At 67.8% G+C, this 23,022-nt stretch carries 29 protein-coding genes and 1 tRNA gene; 15 read left to right on the forward strand and 15 right to left on the reverse strand.

Annotated elements, in window-relative coordinates; all coding sequences use genetic code 11:
• The first annotated feature begins 57 nt into the window (after positions 1-57).
• Together ACNS88_RS02805 and ACNS88_RS02810 are read left to right on the forward strand one after the other, a co-directional pair.
• The gene (locus ACNS88_RS02805; RefSeq protein WP_435093698.1) at positions 58-342 is read left to right on the forward strand and encodes a DUF357 domain-containing protein; all 285 of its coding nucleotides are present in this window, start codon (positions 58-60) and stop codon (positions 340-342) included.
• Positions 343-443: 101 nt separating this feature from the next.
• On the forward strand, positions 444-1,121 hold the full coding sequence (locus ACNS88_RS02810) for a type 1 glutamine amidotransferase domain-containing protein (protein WP_435093700.1): 678 nt from the start codon (positions 444-446) through the stop codon (positions 1,119-1,121).
• An 89-nt stretch (positions 1,122-1,210) separates the two neighbouring features.
• Here the strand turns inward: ACNS88_RS02810 and ACNS88_RS02815 are convergent, their stop codons facing one another.
• From ACNS88_RS02815 to ACNS88_RS02825, 3 genes are all read right to left on the reverse strand, one after another.
• The gene (locus tag ACNS88_RS02815; protein ID WP_435093702.1) at positions 1,211-1,486 is read right to left on the reverse strand and encodes a transcriptional regulator; all 276 of its coding nucleotides are present in this window, start codon (positions 1,484-1,486) and stop codon (positions 1,211-1,213) included.
• A 61-nt stretch (positions 1,487-1,547) separates the two neighbouring features.
• Positions 1,548-2,090, reverse strand: a complete 543-nt coding sequence (locus ACNS88_RS02820) for a DUF2249 domain-containing protein (protein ID WP_435093704.1) — start codon at positions 2,088-2,090, stop codon at positions 1,548-1,550.
• A 72-nt stretch (positions 2,091-2,162) separates the two neighbouring features.
• Positions 2,163-2,528 carry a DUF5658 family protein gene (locus tag ACNS88_RS02825; RefSeq protein WP_435093706.1) on the reverse strand — a complete coding sequence of 122 codons (366 nt, stop codon included), beginning with the start codon at positions 2,526-2,528 and terminating at the stop codon, positions 2,163-2,165.
• Between the two features lie 111 nt (positions 2,529-2,639).
• On the opposite strand from ACNS88_RS02825, the gene nth reads away from it, so the two are divergent.
• The 5 genes from nth to ACNS88_RS02850 all read left to right on the forward strand — a co-directional run bounded on the left by nth (position 2,640) and on the right by ACNS88_RS02850 (position 6,364).
• Positions 2,640-3,323, forward strand: coding sequence for an endonuclease III (gene nth, locus ACNS88_RS02830; RefSeq protein WP_435093708.1), 684 nt, complete (start codon positions 2,640-2,642; stop codon positions 3,321-3,323).
• 125 nt (positions 3,324-3,448) lie between these two features.
• The gene (locus tag ACNS88_RS02835; RefSeq protein WP_435093710.1) at positions 3,449-4,528 is read left to right on the forward strand and encodes a glutamate--cysteine ligase; all 1,080 of its coding nucleotides are present in this window, start codon (positions 3,449-3,451) and stop codon (positions 4,526-4,528) included.
• 82 nt (positions 4,529-4,610) lie between these two features.
• A complete protein-coding gene (locus ACNS88_RS02840; protein ID WP_435093712.1) occupies positions 4,611-5,282 on the forward strand; it encodes a helix-turn-helix domain-containing protein in 672 nt (223 codons plus the stop codon).
• 60 nt (positions 5,283-5,342) lie between these two features.
• Positions 5,343-5,837 (forward strand): phosphopantetheine adenylyltransferase, encoded by a 495-nt coding sequence (locus tag ACNS88_RS02845; protein WP_435093714.1) that lies wholly within the window; start codon positions 5,343-5,345, stop codon positions 5,835-5,837.
• On the forward strand, positions 5,834-6,364 hold the full coding sequence (locus tag ACNS88_RS02850; RefSeq protein WP_435093716.1) for a hypothetical protein: 531 nt from the start codon (positions 5,834-5,836) through the stop codon (positions 6,362-6,364). Before ACNS88_RS02845 ends, ACNS88_RS02850 begins: the two co-directional genes overlap by 4 nt.
• A 9-nt stretch (positions 6,365-6,373) precedes the next feature.
• Here ACNS88_RS02850 and ACNS88_RS02855 read toward each other — a convergent pair whose 3' ends face one another.
• From ACNS88_RS02855 to ACNS88_RS02875, 5 genes are all read right to left on the reverse strand, one after another.
• On the reverse strand, positions 6,374-7,804 hold the full coding sequence (locus ACNS88_RS02855; protein ID WP_435093718.1) for an FAD-dependent oxidoreductase: 1,431 nt from the start codon (positions 7,802-7,804) through the stop codon (positions 6,374-6,376).
• A gap of 81 nt (positions 7,805-7,885) precedes the next feature.
• Complete coding sequence (locus ACNS88_RS02860) at positions 7,886-8,344, reverse strand: RNA-binding protein (RefSeq protein WP_435093720.1); 459 nt, start codon at positions 8,342-8,344, stop codon at positions 7,886-7,888.
• A 21-nt stretch (positions 8,345-8,365) separates the two neighbouring features.
• Positions 8,366-8,554 (reverse strand): DUF1918 domain-containing protein, encoded by a 189-nt coding sequence (locus ACNS88_RS02865; RefSeq protein WP_435093722.1) that lies wholly within the window; start codon positions 8,552-8,554, stop codon positions 8,366-8,368.
• Between the two features lie 100 nt (positions 8,555-8,654).
• Positions 8,655-9,236, reverse strand: a complete 582-nt coding sequence (locus tag ACNS88_RS02870; protein WP_435093724.1) for a DUF7524 family protein — start codon at positions 9,234-9,236, stop codon at positions 8,655-8,657.
• An 83-nt stretch (positions 9,237-9,319) separates the two neighbouring features.
• Positions 9,320-9,514, reverse strand: coding sequence for a methytransferase partner Trm112 (locus ACNS88_RS02875; RefSeq protein WP_435093726.1), 195 nt, complete (start codon positions 9,512-9,514; stop codon positions 9,320-9,322).
• Positions 9,515-9,650: 136 nt separating this feature from the next.
• Here ACNS88_RS02875 and ACNS88_RS02880 point away from each other — a divergent pair, with 136 nt between their 5' ends.
• The 7 genes from ACNS88_RS02880 (at position 9,651) to ACNS88_RS02910 (ending at position 13,788) form a co-directional block, all read left to right on the forward strand.
• Positions 9,651-9,929 carry a ribonuclease P protein component 4 gene (locus tag ACNS88_RS02880; protein WP_095636638.1) on the forward strand — a complete coding sequence of 93 codons (279 nt, stop codon included), beginning with the start codon at positions 9,651-9,653 and terminating at the stop codon, positions 9,927-9,929.
• Between the two features lie 48 nt (positions 9,930-9,977).
• Positions 9,978-10,967: a class I SAM-dependent methyltransferase gene (locus tag ACNS88_RS02885; protein WP_435093728.1), complete on the forward strand. Its 990-nt coding sequence runs from the start codon at positions 9,978-9,980 to the stop codon at positions 10,965-10,967.
• 138 nt (positions 10,968-11,105) lie between these two features.
• Positions 11,106-11,327 carry a hypothetical protein gene (locus ACNS88_RS02890; protein ID WP_435093731.1) on the forward strand — a complete coding sequence of 74 codons (222 nt, stop codon included), beginning with the start codon at positions 11,106-11,108 and terminating at the stop codon, positions 11,325-11,327.
• The gene (locus tag ACNS88_RS02895; RefSeq protein ID WP_435093733.1) at positions 11,314-11,703 is read left to right on the forward strand and encodes a peptide ABC transporter ATP-binding protein; all 390 of its coding nucleotides are present in this window, start codon (positions 11,314-11,316) and stop codon (positions 11,701-11,703) included. The genes ACNS88_RS02890 and ACNS88_RS02895 overlap by 14 nt, the downstream gene beginning before the upstream one ends.
• Positions 11,704-12,308: 605 nt before the next feature.
• Positions 12,309-12,381 (forward strand) — tRNA-Thr (locus ACNS88_RS02900).
• A 302-nt stretch (positions 12,382-12,683) separates the two neighbouring features.
• Positions 12,684-13,319, forward strand: a complete 636-nt coding sequence (locus tag ACNS88_RS02905) for an SDR family oxidoreductase (RefSeq protein ID WP_435093735.1) — start codon at positions 12,684-12,686, stop codon at positions 13,317-13,319.
• A 334-nt stretch (positions 13,320-13,653) separates the two neighbouring features.
• Positions 13,654-13,788, forward strand: a complete 135-nt coding sequence (locus ACNS88_RS02910) for a rubrerythrin-like domain-containing protein (protein ID WP_435093737.1) — start codon at positions 13,654-13,656, stop codon at positions 13,786-13,788.
• Positions 13,789-13,803: 15 nt separating this feature from the next.
• Here ACNS88_RS02910 and ACNS88_RS02915 read toward each other — a convergent pair whose 3' ends face one another.
• The 3 genes from ACNS88_RS02915 to proS form a co-directional block, all read right to left on the reverse strand.
• On the reverse strand, positions 13,804-15,021 hold the full coding sequence (locus ACNS88_RS02915) for a helix-turn-helix transcriptional regulator (RefSeq protein ID WP_435093739.1): 1,218 nt from the start codon (positions 15,019-15,021) through the stop codon (positions 13,804-13,806).
• A 140-nt stretch (positions 15,022-15,161) separates the two neighbouring features.
• Positions 15,162-16,271, reverse strand: coding sequence for a hypothetical protein (locus ACNS88_RS02920; protein ID WP_435093741.1), 1,110 nt, complete (start codon positions 16,269-16,271; stop codon positions 15,162-15,164).
• A gap of 119 nt (positions 16,272-16,390) precedes the next feature.
• A complete protein-coding gene (gene proS / locus ACNS88_RS02925; RefSeq protein ID WP_435093743.1) occupies positions 16,391-17,866 on the reverse strand; it encodes a proline--tRNA ligase in 1,476 nt (491 codons plus the stop codon).
• Positions 17,867-18,027: 161 nt separating this feature from the next.
• Here proS and ACNS88_RS02930 point away from each other — a divergent pair, with 161 nt between their 5' ends.
• Positions 18,028-18,630: an NUDIX hydrolase gene (locus tag ACNS88_RS02930; RefSeq protein WP_435093745.1), complete on the forward strand. Its 603-nt coding sequence runs from the start codon at positions 18,028-18,030 to the stop codon at positions 18,628-18,630.
• 64 nt (positions 18,631-18,694) lie between these two features.
• Here the strand turns inward: ACNS88_RS02930 and ACNS88_RS02935 are convergent, their stop codons facing one another.
• From ACNS88_RS02935 to ACNS88_RS02950, 4 genes are all read right to left on the reverse strand, one after another.
• Entirely contained in the window at positions 18,695-19,201 is a 507-nt protein-coding gene (locus tag ACNS88_RS02935; protein WP_435093747.1) for a DUF371 domain-containing protein, read from the reverse strand.
• A gap of 40 nt (positions 19,202-19,241) precedes the next feature.
• A complete protein-coding gene (locus ACNS88_RS02940; protein ID WP_435094435.1) occupies positions 19,242-20,072 on the reverse strand; it encodes an amidohydrolase family protein in 831 nt (276 codons plus the stop codon).
• A 91-nt stretch (positions 20,073-20,163) separates the two neighbouring features.
• Entirely contained in the window at positions 20,164-21,351 is a 1,188-nt protein-coding gene (locus ACNS88_RS02945) for a redox-regulated ATPase YchF (protein ID WP_435093749.1), read from the reverse strand.
• Positions 21,352-21,871: 520 nt separating this feature from the next.
• Positions 21,872-22,981 carry an OBG GTPase family GTP-binding protein gene (locus ACNS88_RS02950; protein ID WP_435093751.1) on the reverse strand — a complete coding sequence of 370 codons (1,110 nt, stop codon included), beginning with the start codon at positions 22,979-22,981 and terminating at the stop codon, positions 21,872-21,874.
• Positions 22,982-23,022 lie beyond the last annotated feature (41 nt).

Raw genomic sequence — 23,022 nt, forward strand, 5'->3', positions numbered from 1 at the left:
GGTATCGAGGTTGCGTTTCGCCGACGGCTTTTTGAGCCGCTCCCCGGAACGAGTCGCATGGCCGCGGAGTTAGAGGAGAAGACGGACCGCTACGGGCGGATGCTCGCCGACGCCTTGTCGGTCGCCGAACCGCGCCCGCCCGACGACACCCCGCTCGGCGAGGCCGCCGCCGACGTGCTGGAGATGGCCGAGTCGTATCTGGACGACGGGCGGCACTTCCGGGACGACGGCGACCCCGTCAACGCGCTGGCGTCGTACTCGTACGGCTACGGTTGGCTCGACGCCGGCGTCCGGATGGGGCTGTTCGCCGTCCCCGACGAGACGGAACTGTTCACGGTGTGAACACCCCCGCCGTGATCGACCCCTTATAAACTCTCGCGACGCCCGCCGTCGCTTCCGGGCGCGGATGTCTTTTCCGTCGTGCGCTCGAACACAGAGTTACCATGAGTAGCGCACTATTCGTCGTAAGCGAGGAAGGGTACTGGGCCGAAGAATGCATCGAGCCGCTGACGACCCTCGAAGCCGAGGGCGTCGACGTGACGGTCGCGACGCCGTCCGGATCCCCGCCGGTCGTCGACGAACGGTCGCTCGACCCCGAGGCCGCGGGCGGTGAGGAGCGGGTCGCGGAGCTCCGCGAGATCGACGAGGAACACCCGAAACTGAACGATCCCGAGCCGATCGCGCACGTCGCCGCTGACGGCTACGACGCGGTCGTGTTCCCCGGCGGGCACGGCACCGTCTGGGACGTGAATCAGGACCGACACGCGCGTCAGCTCCTGCTCGACGCGGTCGCGGGCGAGGCGGGCGTCGCGCTCGTCGTCTGCCACGCGGTCGGCCTCCTCGCGTTCACCCGTGAGGCCGACGGGACGCCCCTCGTCGAGGGCCGCTCCGTCACCGGCTTCCCGAATGCGTGGGAGGAGGACATCGTCGACGACGACGACGTGATGCCCGACGGCCGGAAGCTCCCGTACTGGGTGGAAGACGAGGTCGTCCTCGTCGGCGCCGACTGGGACGCCGAGCTCGACGCCGACACGAGCGTCACGGTCGACGGCGACCTGATCACCGGGCGCGGTCCGGGCTCGTCCGCCGACGCAGCAGCGACGCTGCTCGAGGAGCTGTAAGCGGACCTCCGAACACATTTATAAGTAGGAGCGAGAGTCGACGCTCGGACCGTTCTTCCCGCTCCTTTCGGTTTTTAAAAACCAAGACCCTACCGAATCACGAACGCCGGCTCGTCGATCCGCTCGCTCTTACACTTCGGGCACCGCGAGGGCTCGTTGATCGGGTCGTCGAAGCCGTCGAAGCCGCAGTCGCGGCACTCGGGCGGTGCGACCAGCAGTTCCGCGTCACCGTCGACCGACCGCGAGACGTGCTCGACGTGGTCGTACACGACGGGCGTCGGCAGCGACAGCGTCTCCCCGAGGTCGCTCGCGGTCGCCGGCCCCTCGCGAAGGGTGTCGGCGATGCGCTGGCGGGTCGTGTCCATGCGCCGACTTCGGCGGCGGTATATAAAACGTCGACGGCGCGGTCGGCTCCTCTTCTCTCCCTCACTCGTCCGATTTCGGCGCCAGCACCACGAGCGCGGCCGCGTCCTCGGTCGCGATCGGCTCGACCGCGGTCTTCCCGTCGAACCGGACCAGCTCGCCGGCCTCGACCGCGTGTGGCTCGCCGTCGAGCCGGACCTCGAACGCCCCCGTCAGCGCGTGGAACAGCACCGTCCGGTCGGGATGGGTGTGCTCGGGCACGCGTTGGCCGTCGTCCAGCGACAGCCGGACCGTCTTCGGCTCGCGTCCCGGGAACGCCGTCGCGTGTGGATCGCCGTCGAGGTCCGCGATCCGGACCGTCTCCACGCTCGACTCGGTGTCGACCTTCGGGAACTCGGCGACGAACCGGGAGGCTTCCTCGCGCTCGGCGGCGTAGCCGTCAGCGTCGAAGGCGGGCACCTCCGCCGCCAGCTCGTGGTAGAGCGGCGTCGGCTCGTGGTCGTTGACGATAGTGAGCGTCTCGCCGGAGTCGAGGTCTGCGAACGCGTCGCGTATCCGGTCGTGTCGCTCGCTCGGCGGGATCTGTCTGACGTCGAGTTCGGTCATCGGCTCTCTCTCGGTCGCCGAGGCGGATGGGCCGTGTCGCGAACACGTTCGGCACTGGGGCTGTCGGTCGACTCAGGAGAGCCACAGCAGACGAACGTTGCTCGCGGTGAGGTACGTGCCGACGAGCGTCAGGAGGACGGGCGGGAAGTAGTAGAGGAGCGCATCGCCGTCGCGGGCGCCCGAGACGCTGATCCAGAGCATTACGAGGTAGACGGCGATCTTCAGGAGCACGAGCCCGGAGAGGCCGAACGAGTCGAGCGCAAGCGTGACGATCGGGTTGGCCTCGGCAATCGTCGGGACGTACTCCAGAAAGGCGATCGTCGAGACGATGTCGCCGACGCCGTACGTCGCCGTCGCGGCGATCCACAGCCAGTAAAACTCCTGTGGCCGGCGGCTGTACGCCGGGCGTCGCCGCCGTCGGCCGCGGGACCGGGACACGATTCGACCTGTCGCAGAAGCGACGTGAATCTGCCGGTTCGGAACGCGGAGACGGAGCGGGGAGCGCTCCGCTTCCGGATCGTTCAATGGCGCCCGCGTGGAGGGATCGGCATGGGCACGCCACTGAAGCCACGGGAAGCGCAGGTCGAGGAGGTCATCGACCGGCTCTACGAGGAGTACCCCGATTCGACCATCTCGCTGAACTACTCGAACCGGCTGGAGCTGCTCATCGCCGTGATCCTCTCCGCGCAGTGTACGGACGTACGCGTGAACAAGGTCTGTGCGGATCTGTTCGAAACGTACGAGACGCCCGAGGAGTACGCGAACGCGCCCCAAGAAGAGCTCGCGGAGGCGATCAACTCGATCACCTACTACAACAACAAGGCGAAGTACATCCGGTCCGCCTGCGCCGACATCGCCGAGGAGCACGACGGCGAGGTACCCGACACGATGTCGGAGCTGACGGAGCTGGCGGGCGTCGGCCGAAAGACCGCCAACGTCGTCCTCCAGCACGGCCACGACGTGGTGGAGGGGATCGTCGTCGACACCCACGTCCAGCGGATCACCCGCCGGCTCGCGATCACAGAGGAGCAGAGCCCGACGAAGATCGAGCAGGACCTCCTCGACGTGGTCCCCGAAGCGGACTGGCAGCAGTTCACGCACCTCATGATCGACCACGGCCGCGCAACGTGTACCGCGATCAACCCGGACTGCGGCGACTGCGTGCTCGGGGAGATCTGCCCCTCCGAGAAGGGCGACGGCGACGTGGATCTGGCGAGCGGCGAGGCGTGGTGAGTTGACGGGGCGCGGATTTCGCGACCGACGAGACATGGTGAGTCGGCGCGGCGCCCCACGCGGTCCCCGGTCCTCCGTTTCGGCTTTCAATCCTTATAAGACCGCGCGGCCGGTACGGAGCGGTAATGGAACTCGGTTCGCGGGACGCGTTCGCCCGGATGGGGACCCTCGGCATCGAGGAGGAGTTCTACATCGTCGATGCCGACGGCCGCCCGACCTCGGGGATTGACGATCTCGTCTACGGTCGCGACCCGCCAGCGGCGGTGCCTGAGGGGTTCGACCACGAGCTGTTCAAATGCACTATCGAGGCGCAGACGAAGCTGATCGAGGACCCGTCGAACGCGGCCGACGCCCTCTCCACGGTGCGCGAGGCGCTCGTCGATCACGCCGCCGCCGACGGCTACCGCATCGCCGCTGCTGGCCTCCACCCGGCCGCGAAGTGGCGGGAGCTCGATCACGCCGAGAAGCCGCGGTATCGGGCGCAGCTGGATCGGATCCAGTATCCGCAACACCGCAACACCACCGCGGGGCTCCACGTCCACGTCGGCGTCGACGACGCGGACAAGGCCGTGTGGATCGCGAACCGGCTTCGGTGGCACGCTCCCGTGCTGCTCGCGCTGTCGGCGAACTCCCCGTTCTGGAACGGCTTTGACACCGGGCTCGCGTCGGCCCGCGCGAAGATCTTCGAGAACCTCCCGAACACGGGAATCCCCTCCGCGTTCGACGACTTCGACGCCTTCCAGCGGTACGAACGCAGGATGGTCGAGCAGGGGTCCATCGACGACCGCGGCGAGCTCTGGTTCGACGTGCGCCCGCACACCGGCCACGGCACGGTCGAGGTGCGCGCGCCGGACGCCCAGCGCGACCCGGAGGTCACCCTCGCGATGGTCGAGTACGTCCACGCCCTCGTCGTCGATTACGCCGAGCGCTACGCGGACGGCGAGTCCCAATCAGCCCTCCGCCGAGAGCTATTAGACGAGAACAAGTGGCGTGCGATCCGTCACGGCCACGACGCGTCGTTCATCACCCGCGACGGCGAGAACACGGTCTCGGTCGGAGAGGTCGTCGCCGACGAGTGCGACCGCCTCGGGATCGACGGGATCCGAGACGTGTACGACCGCGAGAGCGGGACCCAGCGTCAGCGCCGACTCCGCGAGGAGGCCGGCCTCGACGCGCTCTGTGAGGACCTGGTGTTGTCGCCGTAGGCGGAGGGCTCGCCCGGCCCCTCTTCCGTCGGAACCGAAACGACGAGAAACCCTTTTGGGCGCGCGGACCGCAGTTTCAGGTATGACCACGGACGATTCGGCCGACGACCTCGACGGCGACGACGACGACGACGCGTTCGACGTTGCAGACGATCTCGACGCCGACACGGAAATCGACCCCGGCGACGAATCGCCGACGGAACGGACGCGCGAGGAGCTCCGGAAGACCAAAGAACGGCTCGGCGAGAGCGCGGACAAGGCCGTCAAGGGGTTCGACGACAACATCGTCGACCTCCTGTCGTGGCTGCTCGACACCGAGACCCGCGCTCGCATCTACGTCTTCCTCCGCGACAACCCGAACAGCACCAGCGACGAGGTCGCCGACGGCACCGGGCTCTACCCGAGCACGGTCCGCGAGGCGCTCGCGGAGCTCCACGACGAGGACACCGTCGAGCGCGACAAGCGAGAGGCGAGCGGCGCCGGCAACAACCCCTACGAGTACGAGGCGATCGCGCCGAGCGAGCTGGTGCAAGGCGTCGTCGGTGACGTCCAACAGGAGCTCAACGCCGTGTTCAACCTCGACCGACGACTCGGCGGCGAGTCGCCCGACGGAGACGCGGAGCCGGTCCAGATCTCGGTCGACGACGACGAGGGGAAGGGAGTTGAAGTCGACGACGGCGACGACGACAGCGGCGAAAACGGCGGCGAAAACGGCGACGACGACGGCGGCGACGACAGCGACGACGACCGGTAGGCCGCGATCGTCCGCTCCCGGTTCAAGATCCTTTAAGGTCCGCCCGCGCAAGCGTTGGACATGAACGTCGCGCTGGGTGGTACGTTCGATCCCGTTCACGACGGCCACCGGAAGCTGTTCGAACGGGCGTTCGAGCTGGGTGACGTGACCGTCGGGCTCACGTCGGACGAGCTCGCGCCGAAGACCCGACACGTCGAGCGGTACGTCCGCCCGTACGACCGCCGGAAGCGTGACCTCGAAGCCGAACTGGCCGACCTCGCCGACGAACGCGACCGCGAGTTCGACGTCCGCGAGCTGACGGACCCGAGCGGCATCGCCGTCGAGCCCGAGTTCGGCGCGCTGATCGTCTCCCCGGAGACGAGAGAGGGCGGAGAGCAGATCAACGAGATCCGCCGCGAGCGCGGCCACGACCCCCTCGAGCTCGTCGTGGTCGACCACGTGTCGGCCGAGGACGGCGAGCGGATCTCCTCGACGCGGATCGTCGCGGGCGAGATCGACGAACACGGCAACCTCACCCCCGACCGGGAGGGGCGAGGCGCGACCCGCCCGGAATGACGGGGGACAACGACGAGTCCGGACGCCGCACCTCCCTTACCCACGTTGCCCTCGGCGAGACGGGGTTCGAGCGCGCCGCGGTCTGGAGCGCGGTCGGCTTCGCGGTCTCGTACGTCGCCTTCGACGCAGTCGGGATCGCGGCCGACGCCGCGGCGTTACTGGGTGGAGGTGCCGTCCCGGAGACTCTCGCCGCAGCCGTTGCCGGACTCCTCGCAATCTCGACCGCGGTCGGCGTCGTCGCCTTCGCCGCGGTCGGCGGCGGCGTGCTCCCCGCGGTCCTCCTCGCGTACGGCCCCTTCGCGGCAGTCCTCCTGCGGACGACCGGCCCGGAACCCTACAGCATCCCGGTCGTCGACCCCGTCCCCTTCCTCGCCGCGCTGCTCGAAGCCCTCGGTATCGCCGGCGCGGCCGCGGTCGCCGTCGGTGTCGCCGGCTACGCGGTCGGGCGCGTCATCGCCGGAATCGGGAGCAATGAGCGAGACCGCGAGTCGACCCCTCCGGACGAAAGCGCGGACGCGAGCGACTGACCCGACCCGCTACGCCTCGTCGAGCGTTCCATTCAGCACTTTTGCGGCCACGAGGATCGGGTCCCACACCGGCGAGAAGGGCGGGGCGTACGCGAGGTCGAGCCGCTCGACCTCCGGGACCGTCATGTCCGCCTCCAGCGCGGTCGCGAGCGTGTCGATCCGGATCGCCGCGCGGTCGGGACCGACGATGCTCCCGCCGATGAGCCGGTCCGTGTCGCGGTCGGCGACGAGCGTCACGTCGGTCGGCGCCGCGCCGGGATAGTAGCCGGAACGGGAGCCGGCGGTCACCGTCTCGCGGACCGGGTCGAAGCCGGCCTCGCGGGCCGCCTCGTCCTCGACGAGTCCCACTCGGGCGGCCTCCATGTCGAACGCCTTGACGGCCGCGGTGCCCGCGATCTCGCCGACGGGCGAGCGATCGCCGGCGATTGTGGCGCCGATCGCTCGCCCGGCCCGGTTCGCGGTGAGCCCGAGCGGCATCCACGCCTCCTCGCCGGTGACGGCGTGGACCGCGGTCGCGCAGTCGCCCGCGGCGTACACGTCGGGGAGGTTCGTCCGGCCGAACTCGTCCGTGCGGATCGCGCCGCCCTCGCCGGTCTCGATCCCGGTCCCGTCGAGGAGTTCGGTGTTCGGCCGGATCCCGACGCCGACGATCACAAGATCGGCGACGAGTTCGTCTCCGGCGAAGCGCACGCCCTCGATTCGGTCCTCGCCAACGAGGTCCGTGACGGGGGTGTTCGTGTGAACCGTCACGCCGTTCGCTTCCAGATCGGTCTCGACACGCTCGCCGACGGCCTCGCCGAAGTCCGAGAGGAGGTGCCCGGAGCGGTGGAACAGGTGTACGTCGAGTCCCCGCCCGACGAGCGCCTCGGCCATCTCGACGCCGACGTAGCCGCCGCCGACGATCGCCGCCGTCTCGGGGGCGGCCATCGCTGCGTTTCGCTCGACGCGCTCGCGGTCGACCCCGCTCACGTCGGCGCGCTCGGGGTCGTACGCGTCCGGCTCGGCAATGTACGCGTCGATCGCGGCCGCGGTGTCCATGTTGTGAAGGGTGAACGCGCCGTCCAGCCCGCGCACGTCGAAGGGGCCGGTGGCGGCGCGGCCGCCGGTGGCGACGAGGAGGTCGTCGTACGCCTGCTCGAAGGAGTCGCCCTCGGTGGTCTCGACGGCGACGGTCTTCGCGTCCGGGTCGACGGCGACGACCTCGTGGCCGCGCCGGAGGTCGATCCCGCGCTCGTCGACCTCGTCCGGCGACAGCGAGAGGAGGTTCGACATGCGCTCGATACGGCCCTCGATGAAGTACGGCATCCCGCAGTAGGCGTACGAGATCCACTGCCCCATCTCGAAGACGACGACCTCGCGGTCGGGCGCCTCGCGGCGGAACTTGCTGGCCGCGCTCAACCCTGCCGCGTCGGCACCGACGACGACGAACGGATCGCTCATGGACGATTCGACGGCAGGGGGTCGTAAAAAGGCACGCCGGAGGTGCGAGCGGGGCGTCCGTCCCCCCGCGCGCTCGGTGGGTTACGTCTCGTCGGCGGGAGCGTCATCGTCGTCCGCCAGCCGCCCGAGGGTCTCCCGAGCGTTCTCGACGGCGGCCTCCTTCTTCGCCGGGTACGCCTCGACTTTCGCCCGGACGGTGATCCCGGGGCCGAGCCGGACCTCGCCGCGGAACGCGGCCTGCTTGTCGACGCGGAGGAACAGCGCACAGTTGTCGTCGACCCGCTGGTCGAGCTCGTCGATCACGCGGTCGACCTCGTCGAGGCCGGAAAGTCGATCGAGGACGTGACGCATTCCGTCGGCGTTCTCGATCCGAGCCGAGAGCACGACGATCCGGTCGCCGTGGTGGCCGACGTTTTCGACGCGATCCAGCTCGGCGTCCTCGGGAAGGAACGTCCGGAGGGCGTCCGCGACCCGCTTTTCGTCCTCGGTGGCGTACGCGAACGCTCGAAGGTCGACGTAGTGGAACGGGACTTTGGCCATGCGGGTCGGAAAAGGGGGGAGTTACTCCTCGCTCTCGACGGCGTCGAGGTCATCCTCGGGGACGCCGGTCTCCTGACCGTCCTCGAAGCTGATCGTGTAGGTCGCGTCGCCGAACATCGTCTCCATGACCTGCGTGATCGTGCCTGCCTCGCCGTCGTACTCGCTGTGTTTGTCGTGGAGGACGACCTCGTCTTCCTTCTCAAAGCTCATGCCCGAATCTTCCGCTGGCACGCTTAAAAGCGCCCGGATTCGCGGCGGTCGGGAGGCGAAGTCGCCGTCGGAGAGAATGACACGACCGTCCTCGGGGTCGTCACCACGCCGCCAACAGCGCCGCCCCGAGCGATACGGTCAGGGCGACGGCGACGACCACCGAGACGACCGCGCTCTCGAGCGCGAGCGCGATGGCAACGCCGGCGGCGAGCGCGAGGAACGCCGCGATCGCTCCCGGGACGCCGCCACGCTCGATCAGCCGGTCGACCGCGTTCGCCACGCGCTGTGAGGGCGGGACCTCGGGCGGACGCTCCGGGGGCCTCGCGAACGACTCGTCGACGGCGACCGTCTCGGCGACGGGCTCCTCGGGAGCGTCGATGCGGACGTTCACGTACCGAGCGTTGGAGCCGTAGCCGGTGACGATCTTGAGCTTCCCCTGGATCGGCTCAGTCACGTCTCCGACCGAGACGTGGACGTGTCTCGTGGACTCGTCGTCGACGAAGTGGTTCGTCTCGTCGACTGAGACGACCCGATCGAGGTCGTCGTCGAAGTGCAGGTGGACGTGCGTGGACCGCCCCGCGTTCTCGAGCGCGACGGCGAACGGGCCGGTCGCCTCGAACCGGTCCGGCGCCCGGATCGAGTGAACCGCGTCCCCGTTCAGTTCGACGGAGAGTGTCGACACGTTCGAGTCGACGTACTCACACTAAAAAAAGATGCAGTACGGAACGGGGGTGATCAGTGCGGGATAGAAGCAGATGACGCGCTCTACGCCGTCGCCTCCTCGCGCATGTCCGGCGGGAGGAGGTTCGGGATGCCGTCCTCGATCGGGTAGGTCTCGTCGCACTCGGTGCACGTGAGCGTCCCCGCGAGGATCTCCTCGTCGTCCCGCTCGTCGACGTCGAGGTCGAGGTCGGCCTTGTCGAGCGGGCAGCAGACGACGTCCATCAGAGATTCCTTCATATCCCACCGTTCGCGCGGGCCGTTAAAAAAGCGTGCGGGTTAACGAACCGCCGCGAGCAGCAGCCGACAGGGCGTCGCGGGCTGGCGGCGACCGTCGATGACAACGACTTTGCCGGTCCGTCACCCCCGGCGAGGTATGGGGATCCCGTCGGAACGGATCGACCGGCTGTTCGCGCTCGCCCGCGAGGCAGTCGTCGACGACGAGTACGACCGCGCACGGGAGTACGTCGCGCTCGCGCGTCGGATCGCGGAGCGGAACCGCTGTGGCGTCCCCGCCGAGTTCTCCCGGAAGACGTGCGACGACTGCGGCGTCTACCTCCGACCGGGGAAGACGAGCCGCGTCCGGCTCCGGCCCGGGCGGGTCGTCGTCCGCTGTCGCGAGTGCGGGTCGACCGCGCGGTACCCGTTCGACTGACACCGCCGAAGCGTCAGCGTTTATGACTCGCCCCGCGTTCTCGTGACAATGAGCGTCCCCTGTGTCGCGGTCGAGCGCGAGCGCGGCGAGACGGTCCGCGAGCGGCTCGCCGACGCCGACGTCCTCGACGGCGACCACGAGATCGCGGTCGACGGCGACACGATCTACATCCCCGTTACAGACCCCGAAACGGTCCCCGGCGACCTCGAAGCGCCGATCGTCAAGCGCGACGCCGCCGAACGCGACCAACCCCAGACCCCCGCCGCGATCCTCGGCTACGAGCCCTCGCTGGAGCGGCTCGGCGACATCGTCATCATCGACGAGGACGACGACGAGCGCGCCCGCGAGATCGCCGACGCGGTGATGGCCTCGGACGTGCCCTGCGAGACGGTTCTCAACCGGGCCTCCCCGATCGAGGGCGAGCTACGCGTCCGGCGCTGGGACGTACTGGCGGGCGACGACACCGAGACGGTCCACCGCGAGTACGGCCACGAGTTCCTGGTAGACGTGGCCGAGGTGTACTTCTCCCCGCGGCTCGCCACCGAGCGCCACCGCGTGATCGAGCAGGTCAATCCCGGCGAGACGGTCGTCGACATGTTCGCCGGCGTCGGCCCGTATGCCGTCCCGATGGCCGCCCGCGGCGCCGACGTGGTCGCTTGCGATCTCAACGAGCGCGCGGTCGAGTACCTCCGGGAGAACGCCGAACGAAACGGGGTCTCCGACCGCGTGACCGCGATCGCCGGCGACGTGCGAGAGATCGGTGACGACTACGCCGATACCGCCGACCGACTCGTGATGAACCTCCCGCACTCCGCCGACGCGTTCCTCGACACGGCGGTTCGGCTGGCGGGCGACGACTGTGTCGTCCACTACTACGACATCCAACACGAGGACGACCCGTTCGGACCCGGGAAGCGGGCGATTCGTGCGGCCGCCGGCGATGCCTACGATCTGAGCGTCGAAACCGAACGGGTCGTTCGGTCGTACGCGCCACACGAGTACAACATCTGTCTGGACGTCAGGCTGACGCGGGTCTGAGGCACGGTACAACCGGTCCGCGTTCCTCCGTCACCCGCGACGGTCGGGGCTTTGTACCTCGGTAGCCCCTGACAAATCGTGCCGCCGTGGTGTCGCTGGTGTGGCGGTTTTATGCTGCTGTGGCTCGTTACGTGATGTATGAGCGATACAATCGATCCTGAAGAGCGCATCGACGAGACGACGACCTGGCCCGACCTCGCTATCGGGCTCTACGACAGATTGACCGGCCGCAACGCGGAGATCGTCTACGAGTTCGAAGAGATGAGCGTCGACGTCCCGAGCGGCACCGGCGACGACGTCGAACACGCCAACTGGCGGCTCGACGGGACCGTTCGAGTCACGACCCGTGAACGGGACTGACGCGAGGGCACCGCTTTCGGTCGCCACGGAGGACCTGACGCTCAGCGTCGAGGGTATCGACCTCGACGTTCGATCGACGGGCGATCGCCTGTTCGTCGAGGTGGCAACCGTTCGCGACGCCGTCCGGGTCGCTCGGAGCCTGCCGGAAGACACCGACGCCCGGGGCCCAGCCGCGCTGCTGACCGCGACGGACCTCACCACGGAGATACGGGTTCGGGGCCGAACGGTCGCCGTTATCGGCGCCGACGCCCGGCCGGGACCGCTCTCCCGCGAGCTCGGCGTCGCGCCGGCGGAAGTGCGGCTCGTGGGCGCCGTCGGAGCTGCGGTCGGCGGGCTCTCGGCGGCCGCGAGCGCGCCGCGGCGGCTGTTCGAATAACGCGACTGCGGGACGCCCGACGATTACCGCCACTTTTCCGACGTATCTCCCGTCAGCAGTTACTGGCGAGGATGAGGGAACAGCGTGACTGCCGTCTCACCCGGAACCGCCGACGGGTTGGGACGGCTGCGGGCCCGTCACATGACAAGAGTCCACGGCCGCGAGACGGTCGGGGCCAGAGGCGATTTCGCGCTTGGCACGTCAGAGACGTGGATCACACGCCGGCCGTGTTGGATCGCTGATAGGGTGACTGCCGCCGAGTCGCGGTGGGGGTCGCGACCGACGGGACGAGCGACGCCCGGTACGGGCTCCGACCGGGCAGACACCGTCGGGGGAGTCGATCCCCGCCATCGCGGCACACGATCGGCGCGATCACATCTTAATCGATGTTCAAACACCTATATATGCTTTTTCCTTATACTCCTGTGACGATCTTCAATTCTATACGTTGATCCAGACGATAGTAGATATATTTCCAAACAAACGCAACTGCCCATCCGTTTACGATCGACAGACTGGAACCGACCGGCGTCGCGTGATCTCGCAGAGTATGGCGTCGCGGTTTCGGAACCCTTATTTTTCCGTTCGGGAATTGTAGAGTGAGTGCCGGAGTAGCTCAGCTGGCAGAGCGATTCCTTCGTAAGGAATAGGTCGTGGGTTCAAATCCCTCCTCCGGCTTAGAACTGCAAGTTCAAAGCCGGTCAGTGAACTTGGTTGGGATTCTAAACGTCTAGCACCGACTGCAGCCTCGGTGAGCAGGGGTCTTCTCACGTGAATATGCATTGTCTAACACTTTTGCTTAAATATGCACCTTCTTCAACACTTGAGGCCGAGAATGAGAAATCCTGTCGTCACCAGGTTCAGCGTCGGTAGTTGCCGATTATACCAGGCTGGTGTATTTCGAGGTATGAGGCCCGAGGTATCCGACGAACTCTCCGACCGCCACCACCTTCTTCACGATGCCGACCGATTTCCCGCGTATGAACGTGCTCGTCGCCGGTTCACACGGACAAGTCGGCCGACACGCGACCCGCCTCCTCGCCGAGAGCGACCACGCCGTTCGGGGGATGGTTCGCGCGGAGTCGCAGGCGACGGACATCGACGACCTGGGCGCCGAGCCGGTCGTCGCGGATCTGACCGGGGACGTGTCACACGCCGTTGAGGGAATCGACGCGATCATTTTCGCCGCGGGTTCGGCCGGCGAGGACGTGTGGGGCGTCGACCGCGACGGCGCGATCAACCTCATCGACGAGGCCGAAGCGGAGAGCATCGACCGGTTCGTGATGCTCAGCTCGATCGGCGTCGATCGACCCGAGGACGGCCCGGAAGAGATGCACGAGTACCTCCGAGCGAAGGCCGAGGCCGACGAGTACCTCCGCGAAAGCGACCTGACGGACACGATCGTCCGACCCGGGCCGCTGACGGACGAGGACGGCACCGGACGGATCAGAACCGGCACCGACCTCGCCGAAGACGACGCCGAAATCCCCCGCGAGGACGTCTCCCGAACGCTCGTCGCAACGCTCGGAGCCGAGACCACGCGCGGCGAAACGTTCGAGATCGCGGCCGGCGACGAGCCGATCGAGGCGGCGTTACGGGAGTCGCTAGACGAGTAATCGCCTGAATCAGAGAGCGGAGCCCGGACGTCTGGCGCTCTACCAGCGGGTAGCGCACTACGCCAACGGGCCGTCGAGACTCCGCGAGCGGGTCGGTTCCCGGCGTGCAGGCGGCCGAGTACCGGACGGGCCAGCTCGTGTGGGCCGACCGCGCCGCGAGTGACACGGACCGTGGCGAAACGACCGCAGCTCACGTTATTCGCCGTCGATCCGTTCTTTCGCGTCGCGTCTTCAGAGAAACCGATCGTTCATCCATAAAAACTGGCGGATTTGATTATACTCTGTAAATAATATTAGGGCTGACGCTATACCTCTCGGTAACATTTGGCATGATATGCGACCAGAAACAGAGATTCACGGTCGAGAACTGTACGAGTGTTTCAAATGCGGCGCGCGATCTGAGACCGGCAGCAACACCTGCGAGTGCGGCGGCGAGCTTCAACACCTCGGACGGTCGCGGGACCTGTGACGGAGGGCGTCGAGCTCACTCGGCGTCGTTCTCGCTCTCGTTTTTGCCCCCATCCTCGTCCCCGTTCTCGCCCCCGTCCTCACCGCTGTTTTCCGACGAGGCGTCGTAGTCGGGCAGCGAGATGACGTTCTCGCGCCCGAGCCGGAACCCGTCGAGGTCGCCCTCGTCACGGAGCCCCGTCACGACCTGACTCGTCTTGGCAGCGGTCCAGTCGAGCTCCTCGGCGACCCGCTTTTGTTTCATCCGACCGCCGTTCGCCTCGACGAGCCGCAGCACCTGCTCTTCGTTACTCAAGAGGTCGTCGTCGACCGGGGGCGCCGAGCCGACGCCCTCGTCCGCGTCGCTTTCAGTCTCTTCCGAGTCGTCGTCGGATTCACCACCCTCATCAGTGTCGGCTGCGTCGGCCGCAGAGGTGTCGCTGGGGGTGTCCGAGGTGTCGTCGGTCGGCCCGCCAACGGTCGCCCCCGGCGCGTCTGACCGGCGGTCGGAGGCCGAACGCTCCCACGGACGACGCCGGTAGCCGATCACGGCGACGATCGCCACGAGTAGTCCGAGGGCGACGAAGAGGAGCGGCCCAACGCCGCGCCCCTCGGGCTCGATCGTCACACGCGGCTCGCCCTCGGTGAAGTCTTTCGGTCCCTCCCAGACGACCGCGCTGTCGCGGGTCTCCGTCGGCGACGGGGAGACATCGCCGAGCCTGTAGCCGTCCTCCCACGAAACGATGAGCGACGTGGCCTCGTCGAGGAACAGGGCGTCGACCGCGTCGCCGACGACGAGCCGGTCGCCGTCGGTCGCCGCGAAGTTGCGCCACTCGAACCGGTACGTGAGGACGCCGTACGACTGCGGGAGCTCGCGGCGCTCCGCGGTCACCGTGACGTTAGTGACGTTCATCTCGCGGCCCGTGGCGTTTTCAGCGGCGCCCGCGGTCGCGCGCATTCGCTCGGCAAATCGGCCCGTGTACGCGTTCGGGTCCGACTCTACGTCTGCGCGGAGGTCCTCGAAGGCCTGCTCTTCGTCGTCGTTCGCCAGCCGAACGCGGTACTGGGTCACCCAGACCGCGTCGCCGTCGGGTTCGACGGTGGCCTCGATCAAGACGTCGTCGGGGGCGACGTCCATCTGTTCGAACCCGCCGGCCGGGACGCCCGCGCCGCTCTGTGCGGCTCCGGTCGATGCGAGACCGGCGCCGGCAATGAACGCGGCAAGGACGACCAAGAGGACTACCGTTCGCTGCACGGACGGGTAGTTACGAGGCTCGGATAAATCGCTTCCCATCTTCTGAGGTGCAACGGGTCGGATTCGGGCTGTTCGCCGCCTGAGTGCAGACACGCCGACCGCTTTCGGTGACACCGGAGCGCGGCCGAGACAAGAGCGATCTACCGCTCGATGCCGACGACTCGCCGGACGAAGTCGGCACCGTCGGTTAATGGCCCGTCGAGACGCTCTGTAACTCCGTCTGCAGCGTTCACGACGGTTCGGGCTGAGCCGGGACCGTTCCCGTTCCCGGCTCTCGGCCCGTCACCGCTGTCGTCGCGCGGCAGTGTCGCGTTCGCTCCGTCAGAACCGTCTCCTTGGCCACCGTCGTCGCCTGCGTCCGTGGTGTTACCGGCGTCGTCGGCGGGGCCTCCGATCACGTTCGTCGAGCCGCGGGTCGCGTTCGTCGAGCCGCGGGTCGCGTTCGTCGAGTCGCGGGTCGCGTTCATCGAGTCGCCGTCGGTATCCATCCCGGTCGTGTGGTCCGACGGTCCGTCACCGTGGGATCCATCACCTCCTCCCGGGCGGTCAGCTTCCGTCCCGTTGCCGGTATGTGGGCCGGCGCCAGCACCGCCGCCGGTGCCTGCGCCTGCCGGCGGACCACGCCGGTCCGACGCCAGCGGGCCGCCGACATCGTTGCCGGCGACGCCGCGGGCGATAGCTGCGACCTCAGGGCCGCTCGCGTTCCCCGCGCGCTGACGGAGTTCTCCGAGTCGCTCCTCGGTCAGGCCGCGATCGGCTCTGACGGACTCGGGGAGGTCCCCGGCGACGTCGGCGCTCCGATTCGCTTCGCGTTTCACCGCCTCGGCTCGGGCGCTCGTCTCCGCCATCCGCGCGGCGAACGCGCCCTGGCTCAGCTCGCCGGCGTCGCGACGCTCGCGGAGCTCTCGCTGGCGTCGCTCGATCTCGGTCAGCCGGTCTTCAGTCCGGTTCAGCCGCTCTGCGACCAGATCGGCCCGCTGTTCCGGGGTCTCCGTCTGGTTGAGGCCAATCTCAAACGCCCGCGAGTCGACCTCGCCGGAGATCTCGGCCCGCTGGACCCCGATCACGCCGGAGAGGCGCTCTCCGGGGCTGATGTCGGTCTCGTGTACCGTCTCGTTGCCCGCGTCCGTCTCGTTCGTCGCTACTGGGTCGTCCTGTGCGACAGCCGTCCCGATGGGACTGGCCGCGGCGATGCCGGCGACGCCGACCAGTGCGACCGCGACAGCGATGAGCGCGATGCGTCGATTCATTACCTGACGGTACGCGACGTATCCGTATATAAACCGATCTCCGTTAAGCCGGATCAACGCGGATTAAACGGGTGATAGCGTCGGGGGCGGGAGTGAACGGAGAGAACGACCGCGACGGCTCAGTACGACTTCGCGAAGTACGCCGTTCGCTCGGCGTCGTCGTCGCAGATCGCGCAGGTCTCGTCGTGGTCGCCGTCGGCGAGGGGGTCATCCTCTTCGAACGGGACCATCACGATCTCGGCCGCCATCGGCTCCTTGATCGGCTCCTCGCATTCCTCGTCACCGCACCACGGGGTCTTCACGTAGCCGCCGTGCTGGCCGAGCGTGCCGAGAATGTCGGCGCGGTCGTCGGCCTCGCGGACCTCGCCGTCGAGGGTCTCCTCGGCCGCGGCGTACAGCTTCGCGTAGATCTCGTCGAAGTGGTCGCGGACCGTCTCGACGACCTCGTCGCGCCCTTCGACGACACTCTCGCCGTCGGGACGGTGAACGAGGGTGAGTTCGTCGTCCTCGACCTCGTGAGGCCCGATCTCGACCCGGAGAGGCACGCCGTTGAGCTCGTGTTCGTTGAACTTGAAGCCGGGATTTCGCTCGTCGCGGTCGTCGAGTTCGACTCGGATCCCCGCGTCGTCGAGGTCGTCGACGACGCCCTCGGCGTAGTCGAGTACCTCATCTTTCGTGTCCTCCTGCCAGATGGGGACGACGACGACCTGCTCGGGGGCGACGCCGGGCGGGAGCACGAGCCCCTGCTCGTCGGAGTGGGTCATAATCAACGCGCCGAGCGCGCGCCACGAGAGCCCCCACGAGGTGGTGTGTGCGAGCCGCTCTTCCTCGTCCGCGTCGGAGAACGTGATGTCGAACGCCCGGGCGAACGACTGACCGAGATGGTGAGAGGTGCCCGCCTGGACCGACTTGCCATCGGGCATTAGCGCCTCGACGGTCGTGGTCGTCTCCGCGCCCGGGAACGTGTCGTGGTCGGGCTTTTGGCCTTTTAAGACGGGCATCGCCAGCAGGTCCTCGTAGACGGACGCGTACTGGTCGAGCCGCGTCATCGTCTCGTCCCACGCGCCCTCGCTCGTCGCGTGCGCGGTGTGCCCCTCCTGCCAGAGGAACTCCTTCGTGCGGAAGAACGGCTTCGTCTCCGTCGCCTCCCAGCGCACGACCGAACACCACTGGTTCACGCGCAGCGGGAGGTCGCGGTGGCTCCGCACCCACTGGCTGATGTACGGCGTGATGATCGACTCGGAGGTGGGTCGGACCGCGAGCCGTTCTTCGAGCTCCTTGTTGCCCGCCTCGGTCACCCACGCGACCTCGGGATCGAACCCGTCGACGATGTCCTTCTCGCGTTCGAGGTACGACTCGGGGATGAAGAGGGGGAAATACGCATTCTGGACGTCGGTATCCTTGAACTTCGCGTCGAGGAATCCCTGCAGGCGCTCCCACACGGCGTACGCGCGCGGTCGGGTGACGATGAACCCGCTCATCCCCTCGGGACCGTAGTCCGCTAGCCCCGCTTTCTGTACGACCTCGGCGTACCACTCGCCGGTGTTGTGTGACTTTGACTCGGTGATGCCGAGTTCTTGGTCGTCGTCGCTCATTGTCCAGTGAAGCGTTAGTCGCGGGCTTAAAACGTCCGAAGCCGCACGGACGCTTCCGACTGGGTCGAGCGCGAGCGTCGACGCCATCGGCCGGAACGGCCTTGTTTCAGATAGTCGGAACGCAGAGAAACGTTAACCCCGTCCGGACGCCTACGCCCGGTATGGACCTGACGGGGCTGCGTCGGCACACGCCTGAGGAGGTGACGCTGACGCGCCGCGAGGCGGCCGTGCTGGCGCCCGTCATCGAGCGAGGCGGCGAGGCCCACCTGCTGTTCACCAAACGCGCGGCCCACCTCGGCGAACACCCCGGACAGATGAGCTTCCCCGGCGGCGGCCGCGAGCCGATCGACCGGACCCTGACCGATACCGCGCTCCGCGAGGCCGACGAAGAGGTCGGGATGCGCCCGAACGAGGTCGACGTCCTCGGTCGACTCGACGACACGCAGACGGCCTCCGCGTACCGGGTTCGGCCGTTCGTCGGCGTCGCACCCGACCGTGAGTACGTCCCCGACGAGTCCGAGGTCGCGGAGGTGGCCGTGCTCCCCGTCAGCGGACTGAGGGACCTCGCGAACTACGAGTCGGAGCGTCGGGTCGGCCACCCGGAGTACGGCGACCACCGGGTCCACTTCTTCCACGTCGAGGGCTACACCGTCTGGGGCGTGACAGGCCGGATGGTCGTACAGCTGCTGGAGCGGACGACCGACTGGTGCGCGCCGGAGGAAGTCGATCGGGTGGTCGGGGCCAACGCCGAACTGCCTATTTAAGCGGGTTTCGGCGCGGTGACCGCTTTTGCGGACCTCGGCGTTCGCCTATAAATGGCTGACGCACTCACTCCGCGGGTTCGACTTCCAGCCGCAGCGTCAGCTTCGCTCCCTCTCCAAGCGCGGCCACGAGATCTCGGTCGAGGTCCGCGGCGGCCCCGTCGCCGCCGACGAAGATCGTCCGCTCGTCGTCGGTGTACTCGCTGGTCCGGCCGACCATCGATCGGTCGTCGAGGAGCGCGAGGTCGGGGTCGCCACGGCCGACAATCTCGTGAACGTGAGCGGGGTCGTCGATGTCGACCGCGTCCGCGTCCGGCTCGGCGACCGCGAACGTCGCCGTGATCGCCGCGCCTGCATCTTGACACGCCTCGCGGAACGCGGCGGAGAAGTCGCGGGGCCCGCGGTCGGCCTCGACACCGACGATGCAGTCCCCGGCAGGCGTGAGCCAGTCGTCGGTCGTGAGCTCGACGGTGCTCGCGTGTTCTGCGGTGACGTGCTCGTGCCCGACGGCGTGGACGACCTCGACGAGGGCGTCGTCGCCGACATCGTCGAGGCTGCTCTCGGTATCGCTCATGGGAATCCGGTCCGCGACGCCTCGACAAGTGCCCGTCGCTTCACACGTCGGCGCCCTCGGCCAGGACGGGGATCAACCGGGCTGGGTTCTTCGCGAACACGCGACGCATCAGGTCCTCGGAGACGTCGAGGGTGAGCACCTCCATCACGCCGACGTTGGGGTGCACGTTGGGTGCCCCGGAGCCGAAGAGGACGCGGTCGGGGTGTTCCAGGATACCGCGTTCGAGTACCTCGCGGTACCGCACGGCGCTCGTCTCGACGTACAGCCGATCGTACTCGTCCAACAGGTCGAGCGTCTCGTTCATCAGATCGGCGTCGAGGGGGTACCCGCCGAAGCTGGCGAGCACGATCGGCACGTCGTAGCCGAGCAGTTCGCGCTCGACCGCCTCCGGGGGAAACGCCTTGCCGGCGTGGACGATCACGGGGAGGTCTGCGGCCTCCAGCCGGGTGAGCACGTCCTCGTTCGGGAGACCGTCAGCGTGCGGGACGAGGGTGAAGCCGTGGAACCGGTCGTCGTAGGAGTACTGCTCGACGTCATCGGGGCGGGCGTGGTGGTCATCGCGTTCGGCGCGGAGGTTTTTGACCGTAGAGAGGGGACCGTTCCCCGGATCGCGGGGGCCGTTGAGCCGGGCGAACGCGACGAACGGGCGGTCGATCGAGAGTCTCGCGACCGCGTTGTTCGCACGGAGGTAACTCCGTCCCGTCGCGCGCTGTCCCGGGCTCGCGACCGCGCGGACGACGCCGGCCTGTAGCATCTCTCGTTCCAGCCGCTCGGGGGAGATGTCCCGCCCGTGCGTCGCGACCGACGACTCGTCGGGGTCGAGCGTCGCGCGAGTGTCGACGATCCGGAAGTCGTGTTCGAGCCCGAGCATAGCGCTGTCTACCACCCCGTCTCGGGCGATCCGCATGTGCCTGTCGGTCGTCCTCGTCTCGCGCGGTCGGTCGGGCCTTCGCTCACCGCCCTCACGGCCCCGCGGTCGAGACGATCTTCACCACGTCGCCCTCCGAGAGCTCGTGACTCTCACCGATCCGACGCGAGGACCGCGCGTCGACCGCGTGGAGGTACCCCTCGCCGATGTCGGTGTGGACCGCGTACGCCAGGTCCGGGGGAGTCGCTCCCGGGGAGAGAAGAAACGCGTCCGGGAGGACGTTCCCGGTCCCGTCCGTCCACTTCGAGGCGTCCTGCACAGGATACACCGTGATCCGGTCGAGCAGGTCGTACACCGCCGCGTTCAGCGCGGTCTGGACCCCCGTCCCGCCGTGTTCGTCCATCGCGCCACGGATGGCCTCTAATCCCTCCCGTTGGCCCTCCGAGACGTCGCCGACCACGTCGAACGTCTCGTCGCCCGGGTCGTAGTCGACGATCCCGGCCTCAGCGGCGCGGCGGAGACCGAGCTCCCCGTCAGCGGTCGCCGGAATCACCGGCTTGTCCGTCCCCTCGCGGAGCCGGTCGATCGCGCCTTCGGGCGCGGCGTCGACCTTGTTAGCGACGACGACGATCGGCTTGGTCCGGCGGCGGATCGCCCGCGCGAGCGCCTCGCGGTCGTCGCCGGTCCAGACCTTCGGATCGTCGGGGTACTCCAACTCGCGGAGGACCGCCGTCACGTCGTGTTCGGTCGCGCCGAACCCGGTCAGCAGGTCGGTGACCGCAGCCTCCAGGTCGAAGTCGGGCGAGCGCGACTGCCGCTCGACGCCCTCCCAGTTGCGGTCGACGATCCCCGCGAGCCACAGGTCCATCTCCTCCTCGATGAAATCCACGTCGTCGAGCGGGTCGTGTGCGCCCACCTCGACCGGCTCGCCCTCCGCGTTCGTCGCGCCCGAGGCGTCGACGACGTTTAACACCACGTCCGCGTTCGTCAGTTCGTCGAGGAACTGGTTACCGAGCCCCTTCCCCTCGTGGGCGCCCGGGACCAACCCCGCCACGTCGAGGAGTTCGACCGGGACGTATCGCTTGCCCTCGTGGCAGTTCTCGTTGCCACACCGCTCGTCGCGAGCGAGGCAGGGACACTCCGTACGGACGTGTGTCACCCCCCGGTTGGCGTCGATCGTCGTGAACGGGTAGTTGGCCACGTCGACGTCGGCCATCGTGGCAGCGGTATAAAAGGTGGACTTGCCGGCGTTCGGCTTGCCCGCGAGCGCGACCGTGATCATACGCGAGGGTCACACCCCGCCGAAAAGCGCCTTTCGGTCGGACTCGGTGAGGGAACGGACCGACGGCCACAGCGGATCCACTATCCACATCCAGTCGCAGCGGCGCGCGCCTCCGAGCGGCCGTTTAAAAACGGCCGCGAGGAGCGCGTGCGAGGGACGCGGCGAGCGCTGATAAGCGCGAGCCGCGAGGCTGGGGAGGTGTGAGGCTGCGGTTGCGGGACGGGCGGGACTCAAAGGGGCAGCCGTGGGGCCGGCGTAGGGGACGCAAGCACCGCAGGGAGCGAGCATCGCGAGCGACTGAGGAGCGCAGCGAGCGACTGAGGAGCGCAGCGAGCGTACGCCGGCCCCACGGCTGGGGCTTTGGCGGTGTTCTCCGCGGAGTCACCGATAACCACTTATAAGCGAGCGGCTGGGGCTTTAGCGGTGTTCACCGTCGATCCACTGCCAGCAACCACTTATGAGCGAGTCGCTGGGAGCCTGATAGCAGCGACGACCGATCTGCCACCATCCGTTTAAAAAATCACTTCCGAGCGACGATTCGGAGCACGTCCTCGTCGGCCAGTTCGTGGCCCTTCCCGACCTGCTGGTCGTCGTGTTTTGCGCTCGCCCCGGACACGCGCGCGAACTTGAACCGCTCCTCGAACTCGCCGCCGATCTTCGTGCAGGCGTCGCCGACCGTGTCGCCCTCGAAGAGGATGAGCGGCTCCTCGTAGTCGACGCCGCGACCCGGCTTGTCCATATAAATGCGGATGACCCCTAGCTCCGCCCAGAGCCGCTCTCTGAGGCCGTCGAGCCCGAGCTCCTCCTCGGCGGAGATGAAGAGTACGTCGTCGGGGTCGAGGTCGCGCTCGCGGAGCTCCTCCTTGACGGTCGGGAGGTAGCTCTTGTCGATGAGGTCCGCCTTGTTCACGGTGACCATCGAGGGGAGGTACTCGCGGTTGTCCATCACGGCGTCGACCAACTCGTCGATGGTGAGATCGTGTGGGATCGTCACCTTCGCGTTGACGTAGCCGTACTCGCGGAGGACCTGCTTGATCGTCTCCTCGCCGAGACTCACCTCGTCGCTCATCGTCACGCCGAGCCCGTCTTTGTGGGTCTTCCGGATGTTGATGTTGGGCGGATCGGTGTCGAGCCGGATGTTGGTGTTGTACAGCTCCTCGCGGAGGCGGTCGTACTGCTCGATCTCGAAGACGGAGAGCATGAACACGACCAAGTCGGCGGTCCGAACCACGGAGAGCACCTCCTTTCCGCCCCCGCGACCGCCCGCGGCGCCCTCGATCAGTCCCGGCACGTCGAGGATCTGGATGTTCGCACCGCGGTACTGCAGCATGCCGGGGTTGACATCGAGCGTCGTGAACTCGTAGGAGCCCACCTCGCTGTCGGCGTTGGTGAGGGCGTTGATGAGGGTGGACTTCCCCACGCTCGGGAACCCGACGAGCGCGACCGTGGCGTCCCCGTGCTTCTCGACGGCGTACCCGTGGCCGCCGCCGGCGGAGGACTGGTTCTCCAGCTTCTCCTTTTTCTCCGCGAGCTTCGCCTTCAGCCGCCCGATGTGGGCCTCGGTGGCCTTGTTGTAGGGCGTGTTGGCGATCTCCTCGCGGAGGTCCTCAATCTCCTCTTCCAGTCCCATTGGCGTACAGTCGGCCGCTCGTCTCGTTAAAGGTGTTCCTT

It is taken from the genome of Halorubrum shenae (genome assembly GCF_051194165.1).
GTDB lineage: Archaea > Halobacteriota > Halobacteria > Halobacteriales > Haloferacaceae > Halorubrum.

Excerpts from the sequence above, each read along its gene's own strand:
- ACNS88_RS02805 (WP_435093698.1), top strand. The coding sequence starts at position 58 with ATGGCCGCGGAGTTAGAGGAGAAGACGGACCGCTACGGGCGGATGCTC.
- ACNS88_RS02810 (WP_435093700.1), top strand. The coding sequence starts at position 444 with ATGAGTAGCGCACTATTCGTCGTAAGCGAGGAAGGGTACTGGGCCGAA.
- ACNS88_RS02815 (WP_435093702.1), bottom strand. The coding sequence starts at position 1,486 with ATGGACACGACCCGCCAGCGCATCGCCGACACCCTTCGCGAGGGGCCG.
- ACNS88_RS02820 (WP_435093704.1), bottom strand. The coding sequence starts at position 2,090 with ATGACCGAACTCGACGTCAGACAGATCCCGCCGAGCGAGCGACACGAC.
- nth (WP_435093708.1), top strand. The coding sequence starts at position 2,640 with ATGGGCACGCCACTGAAGCCACGGGAAGCGCAGGTCGAGGAGGTCATC.
- ACNS88_RS02835 (WP_435093710.1), top strand. The coding sequence starts at position 3,449 with ATGGAACTCGGTTCGCGGGACGCGTTCGCCCGGATGGGGACCCTCGGC.
- ACNS88_RS02840 (WP_435093712.1), top strand. The coding sequence starts at position 4,611 with ATGACCACGGACGATTCGGCCGACGACCTCGACGGCGACGACGACGAC.
- ACNS88_RS02845 (WP_435093714.1), top strand. The coding sequence starts at position 5,343 with ATGAACGTCGCGCTGGGTGGTACGTTCGATCCCGTTCACGACGGCCAC.
- ACNS88_RS02850 (WP_435093716.1), top strand. The coding sequence starts at position 5,834 with ATGACGGGGGACAACGACGAGTCCGGACGCCGCACCTCCCTTACCCAC.
- ACNS88_RS02855 (WP_435093718.1), bottom strand. The coding sequence starts at position 7,804 with ATGAGCGATCCGTTCGTCGTCGTCGGTGCCGACGCGGCAGGGTTGAGC.
- ACNS88_RS02860 (WP_435093720.1), bottom strand. The coding sequence starts at position 8,344 with ATGGCCAAAGTCCCGTTCCACTACGTCGACCTTCGAGCGTTCGCGTAC.
- ACNS88_RS02865 (WP_435093722.1), bottom strand. The coding sequence starts at position 8,554 with ATGAGCTTTGAGAAGGAAGACGAGGTCGTCCTCCACGACAAACACAGC.
- ACNS88_RS02875 (WP_435093726.1), bottom strand. The coding sequence starts at position 9,514 with ATGAAGGAATCTCTGATGGACGTCGTCTGCTGCCCGCTCGACAAGGCC.
- ACNS88_RS02880 (WP_095636638.1), top strand. The coding sequence starts at position 9,651 with ATGGGGATCCCGTCGGAACGGATCGACCGGCTGTTCGCGCTCGCCCGC.
- ACNS88_RS02885 (WP_435093728.1), top strand. The coding sequence starts at position 9,978 with ATGAGCGTCCCCTGTGTCGCGGTCGAGCGCGAGCGCGGCGAGACGGTC.
- ACNS88_RS02890 (WP_435093731.1), top strand. The coding sequence starts at position 11,106 with ATGAGCGATACAATCGATCCTGAAGAGCGCATCGACGAGACGACGACC.
- ACNS88_RS02905 (WP_435093735.1), top strand. The coding sequence starts at position 12,684 with ATGAACGTGCTCGTCGCCGGTTCACACGGACAAGTCGGCCGACACGCG.
- ACNS88_RS02910 (WP_435093737.1), top strand. The coding sequence starts at position 13,654 with ATGCGACCAGAAACAGAGATTCACGGTCGAGAACTGTACGAGTGTTTC.
- ACNS88_RS02920 (WP_435093741.1), bottom strand. The coding sequence starts at position 16,271 with ATGAATCGACGCATCGCGCTCATCGCTGTCGCGGTCGCACTGGTCGGC.
- proS (WP_435093743.1), bottom strand. The coding sequence starts at position 17,866 with ATGAGCGACGACGACCAAGAACTCGGCATCACCGAGTCAAAGTCACAC.
- ACNS88_RS02930 (WP_435093745.1), top strand. The coding sequence starts at position 18,028 with ATGGACCTGACGGGGCTGCGTCGGCACACGCCTGAGGAGGTGACGCTG.
- ACNS88_RS02935 (WP_435093747.1), bottom strand. The coding sequence starts at position 19,201 with ATGAGCGATACCGAGAGCAGCCTCGACGATGTCGGCGACGACGCCCTC.
- ACNS88_RS02940 (WP_435094435.1), bottom strand. The coding sequence starts at position 20,072 with ATGCTCGGGCTCGAACACGACTTCCGGATCGTCGACACTCGCGCGACG.
- ACNS88_RS02945 (WP_435093749.1), bottom strand. The coding sequence starts at position 21,351 with ATGATCACGGTCGCGCTCGCGGGCAAGCCGAACGCCGGCAAGTCCACC.
- ACNS88_RS02950 (WP_435093751.1), bottom strand. The coding sequence starts at position 22,981 with ATGGGACTGGAAGAGGAGATTGAGGACCTCCGCGAGGAGATCGCCAAC.